The organism is Bacillus cereus group sp. BceL062 (assembly GCF_051780025.1).
Taxonomy (GTDB): Bacteria; Bacillota; Bacilli; order Bacillales; family Bacillaceae_G; genus Bacillus_A; species Bacillus_A toyonensis.
In genome coordinates this window covers 112,560-135,796 of the sequence record NZ_JBPWGY010000010.1, presented here as the reverse complement: position 1 = coordinate 135,796, position 23,237 = coordinate 112,560, and the positions used below count along the sequence as shown (strand labels likewise).

Sequence of the window (23,237 nt, the reverse complement as noted above, 5' to 3'; positions counted from 1 at the left end):
ATCAAAAAAAGATGCTGTCTGTCTGCTGAAAAATCAGGAAAACTCCTTTTCAAAAAATAATTTACCCTCACTTTATTTCATATGATAAAATATTTTTTAAATCTAAATATTCTTTTAATTAAAGGGGTGAATGTCGTGATACCAACAAAATTAAAAAAAGGGGATGAAATAAGAGTTATTTCACCATCTTGTAGTTTAAGTATTGTCTCAAATGAAAACAGAAACCTTGCTATAAAAAGATTAACCGACATGGGCTTTCAAGTTACATTCTCAAAATATGCTGATGAGATAGATCGATTCGCTTCCTCTTCTATTTCTTCACGTGTTCAAGACCTCCATGAAGCATTTAGAGACCCTAATGTAAAAGCAATTTTGACGACACTTGGCGGATATAACTCTAACGGCTTATTGAAACATCTCGATTACGATTTAATTCGCGAAAATCCAAAGTTTTTCTGCGGCTATTCTGACATTACTGCTTTACATAACGCACTTTATACAAAAACAGGTCTTGTTACATATTCAGGTCCTCACTTCTCTTCATTTGGAATGGAGAAAGGTCTCGCGTATACAACCGATTACTTTTTTAAATGCTTAACTTCTAATGATTCTATTGAAATCCTACCATCTGAAACGTGGAGTGATGATTCTTGGTATATAGATCAGGAAAATCGAGAATTTATTAAAAATGAAGGATATATTTCGATTCAAGAAGGAGAAGCTACAGGGGATATTATCGGCGGAAATATGAGCACTTTACATTTACTACAAGGTACACCGTATATGCCAAGCTTACGAGATAAAGTTTTATTTCTTGAAGAAGATAGTTTAACGGGAAAAGCTACACTTAAAACTTTCGATCGATACTTACATTCTCTTATGCAACAAACTGATTTTGAATACGTAAAAGGTATCGTTATAGGAAGAATGCAAAAAGGAGCAGAATGTATGATAGAGGACATTCAAGAAATGATTACTTCAAAGCCTGAACTTGCACATATCCCTATTATTGCGAATGCAAGTTTCGGACATACAACTCCGATCTTCACTTTCCCAATTGGCGGACGTGCAAAAATCATTTCTAATAAAGAAAGTTCAGCTATCACCATTTTAACGCACTAAAAAAGGAGCGAACGTTTCGCTCCTTTTATGGTTTTTCTATTTTTTGCAACGCTTTTTGTGGGATTGATTCTTTCGGGATTTCAGCCCATCCTTTTCCCTGCATACCTTTTGCATAAATTTTTATAAAAGCACCCGTATGCAATTCACGGTTCACCATTCTTTTAATAACTTGTAACTTTCCATCTTCTGTATATCCTTTAAATGTATACAAATATTCATCGTCTTTTTTCTCGCTTTTATCTATAACAGCATAATAATCTTGTATTTCTTTATTTGAAAAGAAGTTGTCTACAAAAGCATGCACACCTTCTGTTTTCGTGTTTAAATAATATGCTGTTCCTCCTAAAATAATGGCGAACACAGCTAAAACTTTAATTACCAATTTCATAAATGCGCCTCCTGTTTGCACTACTTTCTCACTAACCGTATGTCTATACCTGTATTATACGAAAAAAAGCATACTATACTCTATCGAAATGCCTTACACTTTCCTTACATTATTGTAAGGGTTTTTCACCTTACAGCAATTTCCCAATAAAAAATTTTTCCGTTTCACAAACTTTTATATTATTATTGAATGATACAAATTTTTATTACAAAAATCAAAGGAGACAGTTTTCAAATGGCTATCTTGCAAGGTTTAGCACTATTACTTGTTGTACTTTGTCTATTTACACTTTTCAGTTACCGTGCGCCTTACGGAATGAAGGCGATGGGTGCTTTAGCTAATGCAGCAATCGCAAGTTTTCTTATTGAAGCATTTCACCGTTATATAGGTGGAGAAATGTTTCATAATGACTTTTTACAATCAGTAGGAGAAGCTTCTGGTAGTATGAGCGGTGTTGCAGCAGCAATTTTAGTAGCATTAGCAATCGGCGTTTCACCCGTATACGCTGTTTTAATCGGTATCGCTACTAGTGGATTCGGTATTTTACCAGGATTTTTTGCTGGATACGTTTGTGCCTTCGTCGTGAAATTTCTCGAAAAGAAATTACCAGCTGGTGTAGAGTTTTTAGCAATCCTATTTATTGCTGCACCAATCTCACGTGGAATGGCCATGCTTATGGATCCACTCGTTAACGCAACACTTGGTAAAATCGGTTCTATGATTTCAGTTGCAACTACAGAAAGTCCTATCATTATGGGTATTATGCTTGGTGGATTAATAACAGTTATTTCTACCTCTCCATTAAGTTCTATGGCATTAACTGCAATGCTTGGATTAACAGGTTTACCAATGGCAATTGGCAGTCTTGCCGTTGCGGCCTCAGCCCCGATGAACTTTATTTTCTTTAAACGACTAAAAATTTGTTCAAAGAAAGATACAATTGCTGTAGCAATCGAGCCTTTAACACAAGCCGATGTTGTCTCAGCAAATCCAATTCCTATCTATATGACAAACTTCGTTGGCGGCGCGCTTGCCGGTATTATTACATCGCTATTCCAGCTCGTTAATAATGCGCCAGGAACAGCATCACCAATTCCAGGGCTTCTCGTCTTGTTTGGATTTAATGACGTTATAAAAGTAACGATCGCTGCTGTACTATGTGGAATCGTTACCACTATTGTCGGATACATCGGATCTATTGTGTTCCGCAAATATCCGATCCGCTCTGCTGATGAAATTCGCGGCATTGCTTCAGAAGAAAAGGTTGCATAAGAAAAAGAGTTATTCTCACCTTTTGAGAATAACTCTTTTTTTCATGTCTTGCTATGGTAAATGGGATTATATCGACGATTTTTTTAATATATCGACTTACCGACACATAACGGATAAAATAAAAGCCCCTATTCATAGGGGACTCTTACTTTATCCAGCTACAGCGGCTAGAATGGTCGGTCGCTTCGCTTCCGCTTTTATTTCTATCCAGTTACGCCTCCTAGCCCCTTGCGTCTAAGAACCTTCCCTGCCAAAAGGTAAAAAGCACCTTTTGCAGGAAAGAACCTTAGTCACCGGGTCTAAACAGTCGGCTTCACTTTTACTTTACCCAACCGAGCAGCATTTCCCGCACGAATTTGCTTGCTGCGACTGGTGTTTGATCACTATGGTCGTAGACAGGAGCTACTTCTACTAAGTCTGCTCCAACTACATTTATATTTGAATTTGCAATTGCCATGATGGAATCTAATAGTTCTTTAGATGTGATACCTCCAGCCTCTAACGTTCCTGTTCCAGGAGCATGAGCTGGGTCTAATACATCAATGTCGATTGTGACATAGACTGGACGTCCTGCAAGTTTCGGTAATACTTCTTTTAACGGCTCTAATACGTCAAATTTGTATAAGTTCATACCTACTTCTTTCGCCCATTCAAATTCTTCCTTCATTCCAGAACGAATTCCGAAAGAATATACGTTTTCCGGACCAATTAAATCACACACTTTACGAATTGGTGTAGAGTGGGATAAAGGCTCCCCTTCATACGATTCACGTAAATCAGTATGAGCATCCATGTGGATGATTGCTAAATCCGGATATTTTTTTGCCATTGCCTTAAAAATTGGCCAAGACACTAAGTGCTCACCGCCGAGACCTAGTGGAAACTTACCGGCATCTAAAAGTTTTGATACATACTCTTCAATCATGTCTAAGCTGCGTTGTGCATTTCCGAATGGTAATGGGATATCACCCGCATCAAAATATTTTACCTCTTCTAGTTCACGATCTAAATACGGACTATATTCTTCAAGACCGATTGATACTTCACGAATACGTGCAGGGCCAAAGCGAGATCCTGGACGGAAACTTACTGTCCAATCCATAGGCATCCCATAAATAACCGCCTTTGACTCTTCAAAACTTGGATGACTTTTAATAAATACTTTACCTGAATAAGCTTCATCAAAACGCATATTCTTTTCCTCCTTATGTGGAACTTAAGGTATCCCAACCTTTCATTATTTCTCAAATTTGGAGCGTACTGCTCCTCTTTCTCGATTTACCTGGGCCTTCTTGTTATCACAAGAAGACTACTTCATTTGTAGCAGTGTAAGTAACTAGCATGTTCAAGCCTTCTAGACAAACACCTTAAATGAGTTACTTACACTTTATTTATTTCAATTTAACGCTCTTACTTAATTAAATCGCCAACAAATTTCGGTAATGCGAATGCTGCATTGTGTAATTCTTTTGTGTAGTATTTCGTTTCGATTTCGTGGAAACGCTCTTCACTTACTTCTAGTGGATCATGTTTTTTAGATCCGATTGTGAATGTCCAAAGTCCACTTGGATATGTTGGAATGTTTGCTGTGTATAAACGAGTAATTGGGAAGATCTCTTTTACGTCTTTGAACACAGTTGTAATTAGTTCTGGTGTGAACCAAGGGTTGTCCGTTTGTGCAACGAAAATACCATCTTCTTTTAACGCTTTAGAGATTCCAGCGTAGAAACCTTTCGTAAATAAGTTTACTGCTGGTCCTACCGGCTCAGTAGAATCTACCATAATTACGTCATATTCATTTTCGCTTTCTGCGATGTGTAGGAAACCGTCTCCTACTTTCACCTCTACACGCTCATCATCTAATGCGCCTGCAATTGATGGTAAGTACTGTTTAGAGTACTCAATTACTTTTCCATCAATTTCAACAAGAGTTGCTTTTTTTACGCTTGGGTGTTTTAACACTTCACGAATAACACCGCCATCACCACCACCGACAACTAATACGTTTTCAGGGTTTGGATGTGTAAATAAAGGTACGTGCGCTACCATTTCATGATAAACGAACTCATCTTTTTCTGTTGTCATGACCATGCCATCTAAAATAAGCATGTTTCCGAACTCTTCCGTTTCAACCATATCAAGTTTTTGGAATTCTGTTTGCTCCGTATGTAATGTGCGGTTAATACGTGCCGTAATCCCAAAATGTTTTGTTTGTTTTTCAGTGAACCATAGTTCCATCGTACAATCACGCCTTTCAATGCAAATTTATAATAGGGACATCATTAATGTCCCCTAACAAAAATAAAACAAAACATCCAAAATGTATAGTTAAAAGTACAAAAATACCGAAAATATATTTTAGTCAGAGGGTTCTAACATATATGTAGAAAGGGTTTGCCTTGTAATAGGAAAGAAAACCCTTTCTTAAGAAAGGGCTTTTGTCTCTATTTCTACCGGTTTACGAATCGGAATTAAGATCATAACGCAACCAACTAATACAACAACTCCACCGACTAAAAATGGACTTTGTGGTGAAACAGTGTGTCCGATAACTCCTGATAAAATGGGAGCAATCGCTCCTCCTAACCAACGAACGAAGTTATAAACACCTGACGTAACAGATCTTTCATAAGGTGAAATATCCATTACATAGCTTGTATATAATGCATTATTTAAACCAGATGCTAATCCTGATAGGACAATTAATACGATTTGTAACCACATAATTTTCACAAAGAATAATGCAATTAAGAAAATCGCAAATACGAGTAAACTACCTTTTAACAATGTTTTCGGTTCATATTTTCCTTCTAGCCTATGTGCTAAAATTGCGGAACCGTAAGCTAACGCTAATCCCCATCCACAAAATACAAAACCTAATTGAATAGCTGATAAATGCATAATAAGTGGTGAATATGCTAGCACGACGAAAAATCCGTAGTAGTATAACATCCCTGAAATCGCACCTTGCATAAACGGTTTATACTTCACCAAGTTAAGTAATTCACCTACGCCCGCTGCTTTACGCTTCACTTTTCGCTCCGGTTCTTTTACAAAAAAGAATACTAAAATAAATGCTAAGAAAATTAAAATACTCGTTGCGAAAAATGGGTAACGCCAAGAATGTCCACCTAATATACCACCTAACAATGGGCCACCTGCCATTCCTAAACCGATAGCTGCTTCATATAATCCTACTGCTTCATGAACCTCCTTACTTAATGCTATTAAAAGTGTCATTGCTGTAGCAAAAAACATCGCATTTCCTAATCCCCATCCAGCACGGAAAAGAGATAATTGAGCAATCGTTTGCGATATACCGCATATAAACGCAAATACAGTTACAATTGCAAGACCGATTGTCATCATGCGCTTATCACCAAATCTTGATGCGAATATACCAGCTGGTAACATCATAATTGCCATCGTTAAAATATATGCGGTAAATAACATTTCAACTTGCCAATGCGTTGCACCAATTTTCTCAGCAATAATTGGCAAGATTGGATCGACTACCCCTATACCAGAAAAGGCAAGGAAAGTAGCCACCACTGTAATCAATCTCCCTAGTTTTTGTTTGCTCTCCATTTCAATCATTCTCCTTTTATGCTCTCTAAAAATGTCACTGCACGATGTAAACTATCTTCAAGTTCTGCCTTTACACGCTGCATTTGCTCCATTTTTTCATCCAACGTTTGCACTTGTTTCTCAAGCATATCTTTAATTTCTTGAATCACTTCGCGGTCGCGAGGATTCTCGCTATTTCTTCTTTGTTCCATTCTTTCTTTTAACGATAAGAAATGTTGCATTTCTTGAAGCGTGATTCCTAATACTTCTTTCGCTTCCACGATCCTTTTAATTCTTGCAATATCCTCATCCGTATAAAGCCGAATGTTCCCCTCACTACGCTCCGGGGGATGAATTAAACCAATTTCCTCATAATAACGAAGTGTACGCTTTGTTAAACCAACTTGCTTTGTTACTTCATCAATTTTATACATGTTTATTCCTCCCTTCACTCAATTATTACATTTTACGTTAACGTTAACTTTTGTGCAACTGTTAGACTTTTGTAAATTTTTTTCATATAAATTGTATTTTTCTCATAGCGGTTTCATAATGAAGGAAAAGAGATGATAAGGAGATTTTCACATGAATAAACCACTTATTTTCGCTCACCGCGGGGTAAAAGGAACACATCCAGAAAATACGATGATCGCCTTCCAAGAAGCTGAACACATTGGCGCTCATGGGATTGAACTTGATGTTCATCTATCAAAAGATGGCGAACTTGTCGTAATCCACGATGAAACAGTGGATCGCACAACAAATGGCGCAGGGATTGTTTCTGAAAAAACGGTAGAGGAACTACAATCATTGGACGCTGGTAGCCATAAAGATCCTTCTTTCCATGAAGCAAAAATCCCAACGTTACGCGAAGTTTTCATCTGGCTTTCCACAACGAACTTACAACTAAATATCGAATTAAAAACAGATGTGATTCACTACCCAAATATTGAAGAGAAAGTTGTTGCACTTGTTCGTGAATATCATCTTTCTAATCAAATTGTATTCTCATCATTTAACCATGACTCTGTTTCATTATTAGCAGAAATAGCTCCTGAAATCCCAAGGGCAATTTTATATGATACGCCACTTGCTGATCCTATTGCTGAAGCAAAAATTAGAGAAGCAACTGGTTTACATCCAAACTTTCAGCTACTAACTAAAGAATTCGTACAGTTAGCACAAAAACAAGGGTACGTTTTCCGCCCTTATACAATTAACGAATACAAAGATTTACAAACGATAATTGATTATGGTGTAGATGTCATCATCACCGATTGGCCAGCACGTGCCTTTGAGCTCCTTTCTTAATTGAAGGGGCTTTTTTGTTTTCAAAATTTCATTGTTTAAAATAAATGAAAATCCTCAATACTAATACAATAATGTTTGTATTAATGAGGGGCTGAAAAAGATGAATCAAACTATGAATCCAAAACTTAAAAAATATAAACGTCTTTTCTTCACCGTAATGTTTTCTTGTGTTCTTTTTTTCGTTTTTTCCTTTTTTGTTATTATTATAGTTGCGAAAATTATGGGACCACCTCCTGTCGCAGTCCCGCAAACAAGCGTCTTTTACGCGAATGATGATACAGTTATTGGACAAAGTAACGAAATACAAAAGCGTTACAATGTCTCTCTTAATGAAATTTCCCCCTATGTAAAAGAAGCGACACTTTCTATTGAAGACCAAAGATTTTATAAGCATCATGGCTTCGATATGAAACGTATTGCAGGTGCAATTGTTGCTGATTTAAAAGCGATGGCAAAAGTGCAAGGTGCTAGTACGATTACACAACAATACGCACGTAATCTATATTTAGATCATGATAAAACGTGGAAACGGAAACTATTAGAGGCAATGTATACTGTCCGCCTTGAAGTGAATTATAATAAAAATCATATTTTAGAAGGTTATTTAAATACAATTTATTACGGACATGGTGCTTATGGCATCGAAGCTGCGTCTCGTCTATATTTCGATAAAACAGCAAAAGAATTAACATTAGCAGAAGCCAGTATGCTTGCAGGAATCCCGAAAGGACCTAGTGTCTACTCTCCCTTTTTAAAAGAAGAACGTGCTAAAGGACGTCAATCTCTCATATTAGATGAAATGGTAGAACAAGGTTATATTACGAAGCAGCAAGCAGCTTCTGCAAAAAAGGAACCGCTAACTTTTGCCTCACTTGATACGAAAAAAGTAGCAGAGGTTGCGCCTTATTTCCAAGATGCTGTACAAGCTTCTCTTCTTCGAGATATCGGACTGGATGAGCAAGCCTTGCAACGAGGTGGCTTACGTATTTATACAACGTTAGATCCTAAGTTACAATCTGTAGCAGAACAAGCTGTCAAAGATCATATACCTGAAACAGCAAACATACAAACTGCCCTCGTCTCTATGAATCCAAAAACAGGTGAAGTGGCTGCTCTTGTTGGAGGAACTGATTATAATACGAGTCAATTTAACAGGGCTACACAAGCCGTCCGTCAGCCTGGATCTACATTTAAACCCTTTCTATATTACGCAGCTTTGGAACGAGGATTCACCCCTGCTACGCGCTTAAAAAGCGAATACACTGTATTCACTTTAGGTGACGGTGTTTCAAAGTATAAACCGAAAAACTATAAAGATTATTACGCAGATGATTTCGTAACGATGGCACAAGCTCTCGCAGTCTCTGATAACATATACGCTGTGAAAACAAATTTATTTTTAGGTGATGACACGCTCGCAAAAACAGCGAAGCAATTCGGAATTAAGAGTGCATTAAAAGATGTGCCTTCCCTAGCTCTCGGTACGTCTCCTGTAAAACCAATTGAAATGGTGAATGCTTATAGTATGTTCGCAAACGGTGGAAAAGAAGTAAAACCTATCTTTATTCGCCGTATTATGGATCATGAAGGGAACATGTTATACGATGCTCATTTGGAGAGCAAACAAGTTCTCGATAAGAGCAAAGCGTTTGTGATGGAAGAAATGATGACTGGTATGTTTAATAAAAAACTAAGCAGTTATGCCGCTGTAACTGGTCAATCTATGTTATCAAAACTATCAAGAACATATGCCGGAAAGTCTGGTTCTACTGAAACCGATAGTTGGATGATTGGATTCACTCCGCAAATTGTAACTGGTGTATGGGTTGGATACGATCAACCTAAATCTATTTCAAACGTAGCAGAACAAGGATATGCGAAAAAAATATGGACCGATACGATGGAGAAAGGCTTAGATGGACAGCCTAAAAAGGATTTTAAACAACCGAGTGATGTCGTAGCCGTTAATATTAACCCAGAAAACGGCAAGATCGCTACAAAGAACTGTCCAATTTCAGTTAAAATGTATTTCGCCAAAGGCACCGAGCCTACTGAATATTGTATGGATCATGTCGATGATAAAGAGGAATTTGAAAAAACAAGTGAAGAAAAGAAAAAAACAAGTTGGTGGAAAAAATATCTTCCTTGGTAAAAAAAATAGCTGACGGACATCCGTCAGCTATTTTTTTATTCACTTAATAATGCATGACGCAATTCTTCACTAGACTCGTTCCAAATCGCTTCATTATGTTCTTTCAAGAACGTACCAAGTACTTTTTTAGAAGATTCATCCATATGTTCAACCATAATGTGACGCTTCAATGATTTATCCATTTTGTTTACATGCTCTGGAAGTGATTTATATCCGCGGCGAATTTCACGGTCTACTGTCATTTCACAAGCTGTTACCCCTGCGTAATAAGCACCGTTCGGTGTTCTTTCAATTGTTACCCAAACAAGCCAAAATGGTTTTCCGTTTGGAACGTCATCTTTATTTGTTAAAAACTTAATTCCTTTTTCTACTGTACTACGCGCATGCATCGCACCGATATCAACGAATGCAGTTTTCTCTAGTACATCAACAAATACAGGTGAAATGTTTTCTAAGCTTAATGCCCCAACACCAAATCCACCATGTCCATCTGTTGAATCATTTTTCACGATATTAAAACCGATTTTCTTCTTTTTCTCTGTCATATGTAACTTCCTCCTCACTTAAAAATTATAAAAGCCCAAAAATAGGCGCAATGATACTTTGTAAAAATACGAATACATACGGAATGACAACATTGAAAATAGGTTGAATTGTGTAATTGCTAAGCGGTGTAATAACAAGAATTAATAACGCAATTGCTCCATATTTTTCATACTGTGTCATTTTCGCACGAATATTTGCTGGTGCTAAATCTTCCACAACGCGATATCCATCAAGTGGCGGAATCGGTAATAAGTTAAATACAAGTAAAACGATATTAAGCATAATAAAAATCTGGAAGAATCGACCTAATGTATCTGCTACTGCAAATGGAATTGAGTCTAGTACGCCAAATGTTAATAAGCTATACCAAATAATTAAACCAATCGCACTTAAAATTAAGTTACTAATCGGTCCTGCAATAGAAACTAATATCCCTGCAAGACGTGGTCTTTTAAAGTTATACGGGTTAACAGGCACCGGTCTTGCCCAACCGAATCCAAGAATTAATACTGCAATCATCCCGATAGGATCTAAATGGGCCATCGGTGATAACGTTAAACGCCCTTGTTTTTTCGCTGTATCGTCCCCAAATTTATATGCCACATATGCATGTGCAAATTCATGAACGGATAGTGCAATAATAATCGCCATTGCTACTAACGGAATTTCGTGCAATGGATATCTAAATAACTGATCCATACTTCATCTCCTCTTCAATATGTCAAAAAAGAAATTATTTTTTTCCGATTGTTCTTCCCCATAATCCGCTATAATAAGAGTGTAACTTACATAAAAGGAGCGATTGTACATGCCATACGTAACAGTGAAAATGCTAGAAGGACGCACAGAGGAACAAAAGAAAGCTCTTGCTGAGAAAGTAACAGCAGCAGTAAGCGAAACAACTGGTGCTCCTGAAGAAAACATCGTTGTTTTCATCGAAGAAATGTCTAAAAACCATTATGCAGTTGGCGGAAAACGCTTAAGCGACAAATAATTTCAAGTTCTTTCATAAGAAGCAGCCATTAGCTGCTTCTTATTTCTTGCCTTCTAACAACTCGATAATTCTCTCTTTATATTTTCCTTTTCTTCCATCTTCATAGATTAAATCATGCGGATAGAATAACTTTTGGTCCGTTCTCTTCTTCCCCGTAATCGCCTCAACAATATCCGATTCACGTGAAAGCTCTCTAAGTTCCCCGTTCGGCATAAGGAGTAAGATTGGCAGACGCTCTTCCTCTTCTCCTGCGCGATAAAAGTCATATGGTAAATCCGATGTTGAATCAACTACTAAATAATACTCTGGATCTAGTCCAATCTTTTTAAATAAGCTGCTTAGCTCCATCCAATTATCTAAACCGTGCTTATCTGTAAACTCTACATATTTAAATAGATTTCGATTCATAAAACGACGGCATAAGTCACTTAAAATTGGATCTTCTTCGTCTTGCCATACTTGGAAGTAATAATACATTACGTTCTCGTCTAGCTTTAAATAATCCTCTACTGTCACTTCTTCTTCAAACAAAGAATAGAAATGAACAGGATGATTTTTAAACGCATAATACTTCTCATGCAATGATTTAGCACGGTGTAAAATCTTCGTTAAAATAACTTCTGCACTGCGCGTTACCGGATGGAAATATACTTGCCAATACATTTGATAACGGCTCATAATATAATGCTCAACAGCATGCATACCACTATTTTTAATAACTACTTGATTCCCATACGGACGCATGACACGCAATATACGTTCCATATCGAAGTTTCCGTACTTTACGCCTGTAAAATAAGCATCTCTTAATAAATAATCCATACGATCCGCATCAATTTGGCTCGAAATCATACTAATTGCTAATTTATTAGTAGATGTTTTCGCAATTACATCTGCTACCTTTTGTGGAAACTCCTTATCAACACGACTTAATATATCATTAATCTCCGTATCGCCAACGATAATCTTTTGCGTAAATTTCTCATGATCTAATGAAAATACTTTTTCAAACGAGTGAGAAAATGGGCCGTGGCCGACATCATGAAGTAGTGCCGCACATAAACATAACAATCTATCTTCAGCATTCCAATTTGGTCTGCCATCAAACACATCATCAATCATACGACGAATAATTTCGTATACACCTAACGAATGAGTAAAGCGACTATGCTCTGCACCGTGAAATGTAAAAAATGTCGTTCCAAGCTGCTTAATACGGCGCAAGCGTTGAAATTCTTTCGTTCCGATTAAATCCCAAATAACACGATCACGCACGTGCACATATTTATGTACTGGGTCTTTAAACACTTTTGTTTCGCTGAGTTTGTCGTTTAAATATACCACTTTTCGACATCCCCCTTTCTTTACTGCATTCTTACTATATATTATAAACGAAATAGGAAACAGAAAGAAATGAAAGACTGTATTAATTGCCCTTATATAAAGAAAAAATCACCTTTACCGAAGTAAAAGTGATTTCTTTTTATACATTATTTTCCTAAAACGAACTCAGCAACTTCATCTAAGATCATTTCTTTTCCTAGTGGGAAGTAACCTTTGTTTAGATCTTCATTTTTAATTGTAAATACGTGGTTATTTTTAACAGCATTCATGTTTTTCCAAATTGATTCTTCTTGGAATTCTTTTAGACGCTGAGAACCGTCACCCGTTGTAAATACAAATAAGTAATCTGGGTTGTAATCGATTAAAGCTTCTTTTTGTACTTGTACTAATGGTTTATCAGTTGGTGTACCTTTAACTGCTGGTAATTTTAAATCATTAAAGATTACGCTACCGTAACCGTAGTCACCATATACACGGAATGCATTTGGATATGCAGCCATTTTCATGAATGTTGCATCACCAGTTTTAGCGATAATTTTATCATGTAATTTGCTTGCTTTTTCATCATACTTTTTAAACCATTCTTTTGTTTCTTTCTCTTTACCAAGAATTTGGCCTACTTCTTCAAACTTTGGACGCCATTGATCTAATGGAGTGTTTAACATAACTGTTGGTGCAATTTTAGATAATTGATCGTAAATCTTTTCTTGACGATTATTTACAAGAATTAAGTCTGGTTTTGCAGCAGCTACTGCTTCGATGTTAATTTTATCGCCCCAAGCAGAACCAACTGGTTTAACGTCTTTTAATTTATTTGCAATATGTGCATCAATTTTTTCTTGAGATGTATTAGCTGTAATAATTGGTTTCATACCAAAGATTAATAATTCTTCTGTTGAACCACTAAGGTCAGCAATTTTCTTTGGATTTGCAGGGATTTTAATTTCCCCTTTTGCATGTTTTACAGTGCGCTCTTCAGTCTTCGCATCTGCTTTCTTTTCTTCTTCTTTGTTAGAACAAGCTGCAAATAGTACAGAAGTAACCACTAGTACCATTGCTAATAGTGCCATTTTAAAATTCTTCATGTTCCCACTCCTTCTGGCTGTATTTATCTTATAATTTAGGATGAACTATAAGAAACAAAAATAACAGTTAATCAATATATATTTATTAACCGTTGTTAATGACCCATTCTAACGGGCGTTCAACTTCCCATTTATAAGTAAGAAGCTCAACGTCCATTAGAAGTCCCCCTCTTTACGAGGGGGTTCTACTTATGCTTTTTTACGCAATTGATTACTAATCATCGCTAAATCATATGTTAAACAAATCGGTTTACAGTTTACTGGACATGGAACGATTTGCGCTTCAATCTCAAACACGTTACGAAGTGTTTCACTTGTCATAACCTCATCTGGCGTTCCTTGTTTCATTAACTTACCTGCTTTTAATGCAATCATATGATCAGAGAAACGAGAAGCATGATTTAAATCGTGAATAACCATCACAATTGTCCTACCTTCTTCTTGGTTCAATTTCTTCAGTAAGTTTAATACTTCAAGTTGATGTGCCATATCTAAATATGTCGTTGGTTCATCTAATACAAGTAAATCTGTTCCTTGTGCAAGAGCCATCGCAATCCATACCCGTTGACGTTGACCACCTGATAAGGCTTCTGCTGAACGATTTGCGAACTCTGTCATTCCCGTCACTTCAAGTGCCCAATGAATGTAGCGATAATCTTCTTCTTTCAATGTTCCAAATCCTTTTTGATGAGGAAAACGTCCATATGAAACAAGTTCAAACACAGTAAGGCCTGTTGGCACTTCTGCAGTTTGTGGTAAGATCGCCATTTTCTTTGCGATTTCTTTCGTTGGCTGTTTCTCAATTGCTTTTCCATCAAGATAAACAGTACCTTTTTTCGCCTTCAAAATACGAGAAGCCGTTTTTAATAATGTGGATTTCCCACAACCATTTGGTCCAATAATCGTTGTAATTTTTCCTTCCGGAATTTCAACTGTTAATCCATCAATAATTAATCCTTCATTATAGCCAACAGATACCGAATCAACTGCTAAAGTTGCCATACAAAAAGCCTCCCTTTATTTTGTCCTCATAAGTAAATATATGAAATATGGTGCACCAATTACAGAAATAACAAGACCGACCGGTATTTCTGAAGTTGGCAACACACTTCTTGAAATTACATCTGCAAATAAAAGCAAGAACGTTCCTATTAATGCTGCAGTTGGTAACATGATTTGATGTTTACCACCAACAAGGCGTCTCGCTAAATGAGGAGCCATTAAACCGATAAAACCTATTCCGCCCGCCACCGCAACAGATGCACCTGCTAAACAAACTGCAATAAATAATAATTTACGTCTTTCTTTTTCTACGTTTACACCAAGGCCAACAGCTGTAGAGTCGCCTAAATTCATTACATTTAATATGTGTGCTTTACTAATAGCAAGCGGTAAGAAAATAATCATCCATGGAAGTACACTTAATACGAATTTCCAATCTGTACCCCAGAGACTTCCTGCTAACCAAATCGTAGCAAAACGAAAATCGTTAGATGTCATCTTCATAGAGAAAATTAAACTAACGGCACCAAATCCAGCCGCAACGGCAATACCAACAAGTATTAATCGAGTCGATGAAACGCCGTCTTTCCATGCTAATAAGTAAATAATAACTGCCGCTAATATCGCACCAACTAGGGCGAAAAATGGAAGGATAAATACAGATAAAAATGTACCTGTCCCAACTTTTCCAAAGAAAAAGTAGACGAATATAACAACCGTTAATCCCGCTCCAGCGTTAATACCTATAATACCTGGATCAGCAAGTGGATTTCTTGATAGTCCTTGCAGAATTGCACCTGACATGGCTAACGCAGATCCTACTAATATAGCGATAACCATACGCGGCATACGAAATTCAAATAAAATAACTGACTGATCTTCAGCCCCGAGTCCAACCAATGATTTTAATACATCCATTGGTGGTATTTTAAAAGTTCCTGTATTTAAACTAATAAGAAATATAGAAATGATTAATCCTACTAAAATTGTTAAAACAGAAACGTTCTTTTTTGTTAAAATGCTCGTCCTCACATTTTTCCTCTCCCTTCGTTACGTGCTAAGTAGAGGAAGAATGGAACCCCAATTAGCGCTGTAATTGCTCCAATTGGCGTTTCAAATGGTGGATTAATAACGCGAGATAACATATCTGCACACTCAATTAACAATCCACCTAAGACTGCAGAACATGGAATAACCCATCTATAGTCTGAGCCTACTAGGAAACGAGTCATATGTGGAATTACAAGACCAACAAACCCAACTGACCCTGCCATAGAAACTGCAGAACCTGTTAACACAAGAACAAGTACTGTTCCGATAAATTTAATTAATGTCGTATTTTGACCAAGTCCAATCGCAATTTCTTCACCGAAGCTCAAGATTGTAATATACCTCGACATCATAATTGCAATAAAGAGACAAACTAGACCAATTGGCACTAACATATTAATACTTTGCCATTTCACTCCAGCAACTCCGCCTGCATTCCACATACTCACCTCTTGGGCAAGATTGAAATACAGCGCAATTCCAGATGAAATTGCCCCTAATAAAGCACTAATTGCTGCACCTGCTAAAGCTAATTTCACAGGTGTTAATCCACCTGGTGAAGAAGACCCAATTCCATATACAATACTTGCGCCAAACGCAGCTCCAATAAAAGATGCGATAACAAACATTAAATAAGGTGAATTAGGGAAGAATGCATACATAATTGCAATCCCGAATACAGCGCCATCTGTAATCCCCATTAACGATGGTGATGCAAGTGGATTTCGCGTCATACCTTGCATAATTGCTCCTGATACTGCTAAAAAGGCACCTGCAACTACGCCCCCTATTGCTCTAGGCATGCGAAGTTCTTGAATTACGTTATGATGCGTAATAGATCCGTCAAACTGAAACACAGCTTGCCATACAGTCTTTAAACTAATATCTGCCGCGCCAAACGAAATAGAAACTGCCATGCTTAAAGCTAACAAAATTGTACCCGCTACTAAAATAATAGAAGCTATGAGCGGCCTGCTCTTAATCTCTTTAACACTCTCATCTTGTTGTTCTATACTCCTTGCGCTCGCTTCCATCCCTCAACCATCCTAACCAACAACATATATTTAATAAAATGAAATTTATTCTCAAATAGTAATAAAAAAATAGGTGAATTGGCTTATTCCTGATAATGATTATCAGAATCAGACACTTTCTATTCTACCCACCGCTTCAAAAGGCTGTCAACCATTATTTCGAAATACAAATTCATATAAATTGACAATGTAATGAACAGTTGATGTCCATCTGTCACTGACTATCAGTAATAACCAATTAAGCTTCCATAGAATAACTCATTCCTCTTATGGGTATAAAAAAAGAAGAGTAGTCTGTTCACTCTTCTTTTTCTTACTTATTTAACTTTGCTTCAATTTTTACAATTAATTCATCTTCTGTTGGAGCTGCAACTGGACGATTATTTACAAATGCGAATGATTTTTTACGACCAGGACCACAGTAAGACTGGCATGCAATTTCAATCGTTGCACATGAATCTACTTTTTTTAACTTCGGAATTAACGTTTTAACGTTCGTTGCCTGACAATCATCGCACACACGAAATTCGTTTCCCATTATATAACACTTCCTCTATTTTAAACTTTTCTCAAGTACATTTAAAAATAAACACTAAATGGTATTTTACCGCTCTTTTAAGCTCGTTGCAAGTTTCCTTGCGACGCTCTTTCCTTCATATAAAGCTACATATTTTTATGCTCTCCTACAGGAGCTTCCATCATTCTTGGCAAAATTTATCCCGCTGTTTGCGGGCAGTAAGACTTCCGCCTTAAAATTCGGCGAATGTGAGAGAGTTAGGTAGAAAATCCACTGCCCGTAAAAACCCCTAATAATCAGCGGGAGACGGAAAAAACTTTCACTGATTAAAGTTTCACTTTATTCCTTTCATCGAAATCTACCATATTTTTAAAAGCTTTGTATAAAAGCACATTTTTTTGCCCATTATAAAAATAGGAAGTTCATAAAAAGAAAGGGAGTTGAATCTATGAAAGTAAGACAAGATGCTTGGACAGACGAGGATGATTTATTACTTGCTGAAACGGTACTTCGCCATGTTAGAGAAGGAAGTACGCAATTAAATGCATTTGAGGAGGTAGGAGATCAGTTAAATCGCACATCCGCTGCTTGTGGTTTCCGCTGGAATGCCGTTGTTCGCTATAGTTATGAGCAGGCTCTTCAACTAGCAAAAAAACATCGTAAAGATAAAATGCGTGCTGCGAGCGGTGAACAAGCGAAAAAACGTTTACTTTATACACCACCAGCTTCAGGAGCGATAAATGATTATGAAGAACTAGTACAAGAGGAAACAACTGTACAATATAAAGAAGCTAGTCTATATCAAGAGCCTACTATCCCTGCTGTAAAAAGCTCTATCACAATGCAAGATGTTATTTACTTTTTACAAACTGTTGGATCTTCAAATATAAAAGTAACCGGTCTTGAAAACGAGAATACGAGATTGAAACAAGAAATTAAATCACAAATCTTGCGAAATGAAGAACTAGAAAAGAAACTAGAAAAATTAGAACAACAATCTCATACTGTACAAGAGGATTACGAAACACTTATGAATATTATGAACCGCGCTCGTAAATTAGCAGTAATGGATGATGAGGAACGTTCGCAAACTTCTTTCCGAATGGATCGAAACGGTAATTTAGAAAAAATTGCAGAATAAAAAGGATGCATGCAATGCATCCTTTTTATTATTTCACTTCAAGCACACATGCTTCTTTTACTTTAAAATCTCTCTTTATATATGGGAAAACTCCTTTCATCATTTTTTGCTATAATAGAGATTGTCATTTTAAAGATAAGGGGTTAGTTATATGAGCAATTCCCGTTCAATTTTATCTCAGCCAGAGTGGCGTATTGTAGATCAGTCTAGTTTAGGACCGACATTCCATGCCTTGCAATCATTCGCAATGGATGACACATTATGCACAAGTATTGGGAATGGCGCATCCGCTGCAACAATGCGTTCTTGGGTTCATCACAATACAATCGTTCTCGGCATTCAAGATTCACGCCTACCACACTTAGAAGAAGGTATTTCCTTTTTAAAAGAAAACAACTTCAATGTTATCGTTCGTAATTCCGGTGGACTTGCGGTCGTACTTGATGAAGGTGTGTTAAACGTATCACTTTTATTCCAAGAAACAGAAAAAGGTATCGATATTGATCTGGGATACGATACAATGTGGCATTTAATTAAGGAAATGTTAAAAGATTACGACGTTACAATCGAGGCAAAAGAAATTGTTGGTTCTTATTGTCCTGGTAGCTATGATTTAAGTATTCGCGACCAAAAATTCGCAGGTATTTCTCAGCGCCGTATTCGCGGTGGGGTTGCTGTACAAATTTACTTATGTGCTACAGGAAGCGGATCGGAACGCGCTGCGCTTGTTCGCGACTTTTACAATGTAGCAATTCAAGGAGAAGAAACACGCTTCACGTATCCTGAAATTGTACCGAGTACGATGGCCTCACTTTCAGAATTACTTGGTGAAACAATTACAGTACAAGATTTAATGATGCGTCTTTTAAAAACATTACAGCAATTCGCTCCAAAGTTAACACCATCTCAATTAACAGTAGATGAAGTTCCTTTATATGAGACGAATTTACAGCGTATTATTGATCGTAATAATAAAGCACTTGGCTTAGAAAAATAAAAACGACCACCCTAAGGGTGGTCATTTTTCATAGCAATTCATTATAGAATTAAAGTGCTTGAGCTGCTGTAATTAAAGCTAACTTGTATACTTCTTCTTCGTTACATCCACGAGATAGATCATTTACAGGCATGTTTAAACCTTGTAAGATCGGTCCTACTGCTTCGAAGTTACCTAAGCGTTGAGCGATTTTGTAGCCAATATTACCAGCTTCTAAGCTTGGGAATACGAATACGTTAGCATCACCTTTAATTGTAGAACCTGGAGCTTTTTTCTCAGCTACAGATGGTACGAATGCAGCATCGAATTGGAATTCTCCATCTAAAGTTAATTCTGGAGCCATTTCTTTTGCAATGCGAGTTGCTTCTACAACTTTTTCTGTTTCTGGAGATTTCGCAGAACCTTTTGTAGAGAAGCTTAACATAGCAACGCGTGGGTCAATGCCAAATAGTTCAGCAGTTTTCGCACTTTCAATACCAATTTCAGCTAAATCTTGACTGTTTGGTGCAATGTTAATTGCGCAATCAGCGAATACATATTTCTCTTCTTCGCGTACCATGATGAATACGCCAGAAGTTTTTGTAACGCCTGGTTTTGTTTTAATAATTTGAAGTGCTGGACGAACTGTATCAGCTGTAGAGTGAGCTGCACCACTTACTAAACCATGTGCTTTGCCCATGTATACAAGCATTGTACCGAAGTAGTTTTCGTCTTTAAGGATTTTACGAGCGTCTTCTTCAGTTGCTTTACCTTTACGGCGTTCAACGAAAGATGCTACCATTGCATCCATTTCTTCGTATGTAGCTGGGTCATAAATATCAACGCCTGCTAATGTTAAATTCATGCTAGCAGCTTTTGCGCTAATTTCTTCTTTATTACCAACTAAAATTGGTTTTACTAACTCTTCTTTTGCTAAACGCTCTGCAGCGCCTAAAATTCTTTCATCAGTTCCTTCAGGAAGTACGATAGAAATGCCTTTTCCTTGAACTTTTTCTTTTACTGTTGTAAATAAGTTGCTCACGAATAAACCCTCCTACATATGTTAAAAAACTCTATCTTTAAGAATACTGCTTTTCCTCTATATTTTAAACTTATAGCTCCCAAAAAATAGATAAAATGAAAATGATTATATTTTCATAAAATTCAGCCTAAAAATACGTCCTACTTAAGCCTTATTTTCTCCCGTTTTCTAATAAATATAAATGTGACAATTTTATGTGCCGAAACTTTATATAGATGATTTTAAAACTATATATGCTATAGTTAACGTGTAAAACTATCATTAACTGAGGTGAATAGAATGAGTGAAGCAACAACAACGTTAGATGGCTGGTATTGTCTACATGATTTACGTTCTATTGATTGGGCTGCATGGAAAACATTATCTAGCGACGAACGCGGACAAGCTGTGTCTGAATTTTTAAATGTCGTTGAAAAATGGAACGAAGTAGCTACTGCAAAAAAAGGTAGTCACGCAATGTATACAGTTGTTGGTCAAAAAGCTGATATTATGCTTATGATTTTACGTCCAACAATGGAAGAATTAAATGAAATTGAAACAGAATTAAATAAAACAACATTAGCTGAATATATGGTTCCTGCATATTCTTACGTATCTGTTGTTGAACTAAGCAACTATCTTCCAGCTGATGAAGATCCATACCAAAACCCACAAATTTTAGCTCGCTTATATCCTGAATTACCAAAAGCAAATCATATTTGCTTCTATCCAATGGACAAGCGTCGCCAAGGTGATGACAACTGGTACATGCTTCCTATGGAAGAACGTAAAAAAATGATGTACAGTCATAGTAAAATTGGTCGACAGTACGCAGGTAAAGTACGCCAAGTTATTTCAGGATCAGTCGGATTCGACGATTTCGAGTGGGGCGTAACATTATTCGCTGATGATGTTCTTCAATTTAAGAAACTTATATATGAAATGCGCTTCGATGAAGTAAGTGCTCGTTATGGTGAATTCGGAACATTTTTCGTTGGAAACATTTTACCGAACGAAAAAGTAGAGAAATTTTTACACATATAAAGTGAAACTTTAATCAGCCCTCACCAATCGGGCTGCCTGGCCAATAGCTGGATAAATAGTAAAAAAGGAACGAATTTCGTTCCTTTTTTTATTTCCATCTATATTTCTCCTCAAAAAACTTCTTTTCTCCGCAAATTTGAACAAAAATCGACAAATTCTTTTCAAATTTCTTGTAAAATTGTAACCTTTTTATATATAAAATTATGCTAGAATGATACGAGCTATATGCTAAATAACGATGCGAAGGTGATAATCTATATGAAGAAAATCTTGTCTATTTTACTATTGTTTGTATTGTCAATTTCTTCCTTAGGAGTAACAACATCCCATGCGGAAGAAAAAATACATATTGAGGCAGCCGCTGCACTTCTATTTGATGCAGATACAGGAAAAATACTGCATGAGCAAAATCCAGATGAATTACTAGCTATCGCTAGTATGTCAAAATTAATTGTTGTTTATGCTGTTTTAGAGGCAATTAAAGAAGGGAAAATTACTTGGGATACAAAAGTAAATATTTCTGATTATGCTTATGAAGTCTCTCGTAATAACGAATTCTCTAACGTACCGTTTGAAAAAGGACGTCAATATACTGTAAAAGAATTATATCATTCTATCGTTATCTTCTCTGCGAATGGATCTAGTATTGCTTTAGCAGAACTTCTTGCAGGAAGCGAAAAAAACTTCTTAAATCTTGCAAATGACCATGCAAAAAAACTAGGGTTAAAGAAATATAAATTTGTAAACGCTACTGGGTTAAATAACGCTGATTTAAAAGGGAAACATCCTGAAGGAACTGATCCGAATGGAGAAAACTCCATGTCAGCTCGCGATATGGGTATTCTTTCAAAAACAATTATTACAAAGTATCCAGAAATGCTAGAGGATACAAAACAAAGATTTAGAAACTTCCCGGATAATCATCCGAAGCCAATTCGTATGGAAAACTGGAACTGGATGTTACCAGGTGCTGCTTTCGCTTATGAAGGGTCAGATGGTTTGAAAACAGGAAGTTCTGATACGGCTGGATATGGATTCACTATTACAGCAAAACGTGGTGATTTACGTCTTATTTCCGTTATTATTAAGACAAAATCAATGGACGAACGTTTCACAGAATCTCGTGCATTAATTGAATATGGATTTAATAGCTTCGAAAAACAAAAGCTGAAAATTGATAAAAATAATACAATCTCTGTAGTAAAAGGGAAAGCAGATCAAGTAACTGTTGCACCTGAAAAAGAAATAACAGTAATTGCGAAAAAGGGTAACAAATCACCTTACAAAATTTCTACTGAAGCAGATAAGTCACTCGCTGAAGATGGACATTTAATTGCTCCTATTAAGAAAGATACAAAGGTGGGTTCCATCGTTTTAGAATCAACTGATAAATATGGTTTCTTAGATGGAAATAAGAGCATGAAGGTTGCTGCAAAAACGACAGAAGAAGTAGAAAAAGCAAATTGGTTCGTATTAACAATGCGTTCCGTTGGTGATTTCTTCTCAAACTTATGGTCCAAAATATTTTAATGATAAAAAGCTAGCACACGCTAGCTTTTTTATTTTCCTCTCTCAATGTAAAACTTCGTTTGGTTGTCATATCTGAGTCCTTTTCCTCATACGTATGAACTAGTAATTGTTCCACACTTCATCTAGAGATAAAGTGAAACT

General features: G+C 36.6%; 23 protein-coding genes. 9 read left to right on the top strand and 14 right to left on the bottom strand.

Going from position 1 to position 23,237, the window contains the following annotated elements:
* Positions 1-81 precede the first annotated feature (81 nt).
* Positions 82-1,122, top strand: coding sequence for a S66 family peptidase (locus ACS2MN_RS22180; RefSeq protein ID WP_141499310.1), 1,041 nt, complete (start codon positions 82-84; stop codon positions 1,120-1,122).
* 25 nt (positions 1,123-1,147) lie between these two features.
* Here ACS2MN_RS22180 and ACS2MN_RS22175 read toward each other — a convergent pair whose 3' ends face one another.
* Entirely contained in the window at positions 1,148-1,510 is a 363-nt protein-coding gene (locus ACS2MN_RS22175) for a YxeA family protein (protein ID WP_000779925.1), read from the bottom strand.
* 234 nt (positions 1,511-1,744) lie between these two features.
* Between ACS2MN_RS22175 and ACS2MN_RS22170 the strand changes: the two genes are divergently transcribed.
* Positions 1,745-2,782, top strand: coding sequence for a PTS sugar transporter subunit IIC (locus ACS2MN_RS22170; protein ID WP_000996326.1), 1,038 nt, complete (start codon positions 1,745-1,747; stop codon positions 2,780-2,782).
* A 319-nt stretch (positions 2,783-3,101) separates the two neighbouring features.
* On the opposite strand, the gene speB is transcribed toward ACS2MN_RS22170, so the two are convergent.
* From speB to ACS2MN_RS22150, 4 genes are all read right to left on the bottom strand, one after another.
* The gene (gene speB / locus ACS2MN_RS22165) at positions 3,102-3,974 is read right to left on the bottom strand and encodes an agmatinase (protein ID WP_001209829.1); all 873 of its coding nucleotides are present in this window, start codon (positions 3,972-3,974) and stop codon (positions 3,102-3,104) included.
* A gap of 218 nt (positions 3,975-4,192) precedes the next feature.
* Positions 4,193-5,020 (bottom strand): polyamine aminopropyltransferase, encoded by an 828-nt coding sequence (speE, locus tag ACS2MN_RS22160; RefSeq protein WP_000424693.1) that lies wholly within the window; start codon positions 5,018-5,020, stop codon positions 4,193-4,195.
* Between the two features lie 186 nt (positions 5,021-5,206).
* The gene (locus ACS2MN_RS22155; protein ID WP_000444237.1) at positions 5,207-6,370 is read right to left on the bottom strand and encodes an MFS transporter; all 1,164 of its coding nucleotides are present in this window, start codon (positions 6,368-6,370) and stop codon (positions 5,207-5,209) included.
* 5 nt (positions 6,371-6,375) lie between these two features.
* Positions 6,376-6,783 (bottom strand): MerR family transcriptional regulator, encoded by a 408-nt coding sequence (locus ACS2MN_RS22150; protein WP_000276559.1) that lies wholly within the window; start codon positions 6,781-6,783, stop codon positions 6,376-6,378.
* 151 nt (positions 6,784-6,934) lie between these two features.
* Between ACS2MN_RS22150 and ACS2MN_RS22145 the strand changes: the two genes are divergently transcribed.
* Positions 6,935-7,660 carry a glycerophosphodiester phosphodiesterase gene (locus tag ACS2MN_RS22145; protein ID WP_001039752.1) on the top strand — a complete coding sequence of 242 codons (726 nt, stop codon included), beginning with the start codon at positions 6,935-6,937 and terminating at the stop codon, positions 7,658-7,660.
* Between the two features lie 100 nt (positions 7,661-7,760).
* Complete coding sequence (locus ACS2MN_RS22140) at positions 7,761-9,812, top strand: transglycosylase domain-containing protein (RefSeq protein ID WP_001077069.1); 2,052 nt, start codon at positions 7,761-7,763, stop codon at positions 9,810-9,812.
* A 35-nt stretch (positions 9,813-9,847) separates the two neighbouring features.
* On the opposite strand, the gene ACS2MN_RS22135 is transcribed toward ACS2MN_RS22140, so the two are convergent.
* Together ACS2MN_RS22135 and ACS2MN_RS22130 are read right to left on the bottom strand one after the other, a co-directional pair.
* Complete coding sequence (locus tag ACS2MN_RS22135; RefSeq protein ID WP_000136676.1) at positions 9,848-10,357, bottom strand: YwhD family protein; 510 nt, start codon at positions 10,355-10,357, stop codon at positions 9,848-9,850.
* 25 nt (positions 10,358-10,382) lie between these two features.
* Positions 10,383-11,057, bottom strand: a complete 675-nt coding sequence (locus ACS2MN_RS22130) for a site-2 protease family protein (RefSeq protein ID WP_000372440.1) — start codon at positions 11,055-11,057, stop codon at positions 10,383-10,385.
* Between the two features lie 109 nt (positions 11,058-11,166).
* On the opposite strand from ACS2MN_RS22130, the gene ACS2MN_RS22125 reads away from it, so the two are divergent.
* Positions 11,167-11,352, top strand: coding sequence for a 2-hydroxymuconate tautomerase (locus ACS2MN_RS22125; protein ID WP_001147171.1), 186 nt, complete (start codon positions 11,167-11,169; stop codon positions 11,350-11,352).
* A 39-nt stretch (positions 11,353-11,391) separates the two neighbouring features.
* On the opposite strand, the gene ACS2MN_RS22120 is transcribed toward ACS2MN_RS22125, so the two are convergent.
* The 6 genes from ACS2MN_RS22120 to ACS2MN_RS22095 all read right to left on the bottom strand — a co-directional run bounded on the left by ACS2MN_RS22120 (position 11,392) and on the right by ACS2MN_RS22095 (position 17,405).
* Positions 11,392-12,696, bottom strand: a complete 1,305-nt coding sequence (locus tag ACS2MN_RS22120; protein ID WP_000262726.1) for an HD domain-containing protein — start codon at positions 12,694-12,696, stop codon at positions 11,392-11,394.
* A 146-nt stretch (positions 12,697-12,842) separates the two neighbouring features.
* The gene (locus ACS2MN_RS22115) at positions 12,843-13,781 is read right to left on the bottom strand and encodes an ABC transporter substrate-binding protein (protein ID WP_000787722.1); all 939 of its coding nucleotides are present in this window, start codon (positions 13,779-13,781) and stop codon (positions 12,843-12,845) included.
* A gap of 189 nt (positions 13,782-13,970) precedes the next feature.
* Positions 13,971-14,783, bottom strand: coding sequence for an ABC transporter ATP-binding protein (locus tag ACS2MN_RS22110; protein ID WP_000212075.1), 813 nt, complete (start codon positions 14,781-14,783; stop codon positions 13,971-13,973).
* A 15-nt stretch (positions 14,784-14,798) separates the two neighbouring features.
* Positions 14,799-15,815 (bottom strand): FecCD family ABC transporter permease, encoded by a 1,017-nt coding sequence (locus tag ACS2MN_RS22105; protein WP_001260584.1) that lies wholly within the window; start codon positions 15,813-15,815, stop codon positions 14,799-14,801.
* Complete coding sequence (locus ACS2MN_RS22100; protein ID WP_000388274.1) at positions 15,812-16,867, bottom strand: FecCD family ABC transporter permease; 1,056 nt, start codon at positions 16,865-16,867, stop codon at positions 15,812-15,814. The genes ACS2MN_RS22105 and ACS2MN_RS22100 overlap by 4 nt, the downstream gene beginning before the upstream one ends.
* Before the next feature lie 313 nt (positions 16,868-17,180).
* Entirely contained in the window at positions 17,181-17,405 is a 225-nt protein-coding gene (locus ACS2MN_RS22095; RefSeq protein ID WP_000526073.1) for a DUF1450 domain-containing protein, read from the bottom strand.
* Positions 17,406-17,832: 427 nt separating this feature from the next.
* Between ACS2MN_RS22095 and ACS2MN_RS22090 the strand changes: the two genes are divergently transcribed.
* Entirely contained in the window at positions 17,833-18,525 is a 693-nt protein-coding gene (locus tag ACS2MN_RS22090; protein WP_000868365.1) for an RsfA family transcriptional regulator, read from the top strand.
* Positions 18,526-18,676: 151 nt separating this feature from the next.
* Positions 18,677-19,522 carry a lipoate--protein ligase family protein gene (locus ACS2MN_RS22085; protein ID WP_000071939.1) on the top strand — a complete coding sequence of 282 codons (846 nt, stop codon included), beginning with the start codon at positions 18,677-18,679 and terminating at the stop codon, positions 19,520-19,522.
* Between the two features lie 49 nt (positions 19,523-19,571).
* Here ACS2MN_RS22085 and pta read toward each other — a convergent pair whose 3' ends face one another.
* Entirely contained in the window at positions 19,572-20,543 is a 972-nt protein-coding gene (pta, locus tag ACS2MN_RS22080; protein ID WP_000067215.1) for a phosphate acetyltransferase, read from the bottom strand.
* 279 nt (positions 20,544-20,822) lie between these two features.
* Here pta and hemQ point away from each other — a divergent pair, with 279 nt between their 5' ends.
* Both hemQ and ACS2MN_RS22070 read left to right on the top strand, forming a co-directional pair.
* Positions 20,823-21,566, top strand: a complete 744-nt coding sequence (gene hemQ, locus ACS2MN_RS22075) for a hydrogen peroxide-dependent heme synthase (protein WP_001287596.1) — start codon at positions 20,823-20,825, stop codon at positions 21,564-21,566.
* A gap of 258 nt (positions 21,567-21,824) precedes the next feature.
* Entirely contained in the window at positions 21,825-23,096 is a 1,272-nt protein-coding gene (locus ACS2MN_RS22070; protein ID WP_346994763.1) for a serine hydrolase, read from the top strand.
* Positions 23,097-23,237: the final 141 nt, after the last annotated feature.

Excerpts from the sequence above, each read along its gene's own strand:
- ACS2MN_RS22180 (WP_141499310.1), top strand. The coding sequence starts at position 82 with ATGATAAAATATTTTTTAAATCTAAATATTCTTTTAATTAAAGGGGTG.
- ACS2MN_RS22175 (WP_000779925.1), bottom strand. The coding sequence starts at position 1,510 with ATGAAATTGGTAATTAAAGTTTTAGCTGTGTTCGCCATTATTTTAGGA.
- ACS2MN_RS22170 (WP_000996326.1), top strand. The coding sequence starts at position 1,745 with ATGGCTATCTTGCAAGGTTTAGCACTATTACTTGTTGTACTTTGTCTA.
- speB (WP_001209829.1), bottom strand. The coding sequence starts at position 3,974 with ATGCGTTTTGATGAAGCTTATTCAGGTAAAGTATTTATTAAAAGTCAT.
- speE (WP_000424693.1), bottom strand. The coding sequence starts at position 5,020 with ATGGAACTATGGTTCACTGAAAAACAAACAAAACATTTTGGGATTACG.
- ACS2MN_RS22155 (WP_000444237.1), bottom strand. The coding sequence starts at position 6,370 with ATGGAGAGCAAACAAAAACTAGGGAGATTGATTACAGTGGTGGCTACT.
- ACS2MN_RS22150 (WP_000276559.1), bottom strand. The coding sequence starts at position 6,783 with ATGTATAAAATTGATGAAGTAACAAAGCAAGTTGGTTTAACAAAGCGT.
- ACS2MN_RS22145 (WP_001039752.1), top strand. The coding sequence starts at position 6,935 with ATGAATAAACCACTTATTTTCGCTCACCGCGGGGTAAAAGGAACACAT.
- ACS2MN_RS22140 (WP_001077069.1), top strand. The coding sequence starts at position 7,761 with ATGAATCAAACTATGAATCCAAAACTTAAAAAATATAAACGTCTTTTC.
- ACS2MN_RS22135 (WP_000136676.1), bottom strand. The coding sequence starts at position 10,357 with ATGACAGAGAAAAAGAAGAAAATCGGTTTTAATATCGTGAAAAATGAT.
- ACS2MN_RS22130 (WP_000372440.1), bottom strand. The coding sequence starts at position 11,057 with ATGGATCAGTTATTTAGATATCCATTGCACGAAATTCCGTTAGTAGCA.
- ACS2MN_RS22125 (WP_001147171.1), top strand. The coding sequence starts at position 11,167 with ATGCCATACGTAACAGTGAAAATGCTAGAAGGACGCACAGAGGAACAA.
- ACS2MN_RS22115 (WP_000787722.1), bottom strand. The coding sequence starts at position 13,781 with ATGAAGAATTTTAAAATGGCACTATTAGCAATGGTACTAGTGGTTACT.
- ACS2MN_RS22110 (WP_000212075.1), bottom strand. The coding sequence starts at position 14,783 with ATGGCAACTTTAGCAGTTGATTCGGTATCTGTTGGCTATAATGAAGGA.
- ACS2MN_RS22100 (WP_000388274.1), bottom strand. The coding sequence starts at position 16,867 with ATGGAAGCGAGCGCAAGGAGTATAGAACAACAAGATGAGAGTGTTAAA.
- ACS2MN_RS22095 (WP_000526073.1), bottom strand. The coding sequence starts at position 17,405 with ATGGGAAACGAATTTCGTGTGTGCGATGATTGTCAGGCAACGAACGTT.
- ACS2MN_RS22090 (WP_000868365.1), top strand. The coding sequence starts at position 17,833 with ATGAAAGTAAGACAAGATGCTTGGACAGACGAGGATGATTTATTACTT.
- ACS2MN_RS22085 (WP_000071939.1), top strand. The coding sequence starts at position 18,677 with ATGAGCAATTCCCGTTCAATTTTATCTCAGCCAGAGTGGCGTATTGTA.
- hemQ (WP_001287596.1), top strand. The coding sequence starts at position 20,823 with ATGAGTGAAGCAACAACAACGTTAGATGGCTGGTATTGTCTACATGAT.
- ACS2MN_RS22070 (WP_346994763.1), top strand. The coding sequence starts at position 21,825 with ATGAAGAAAATCTTGTCTATTTTACTATTGTTTGTATTGTCAATTTCT.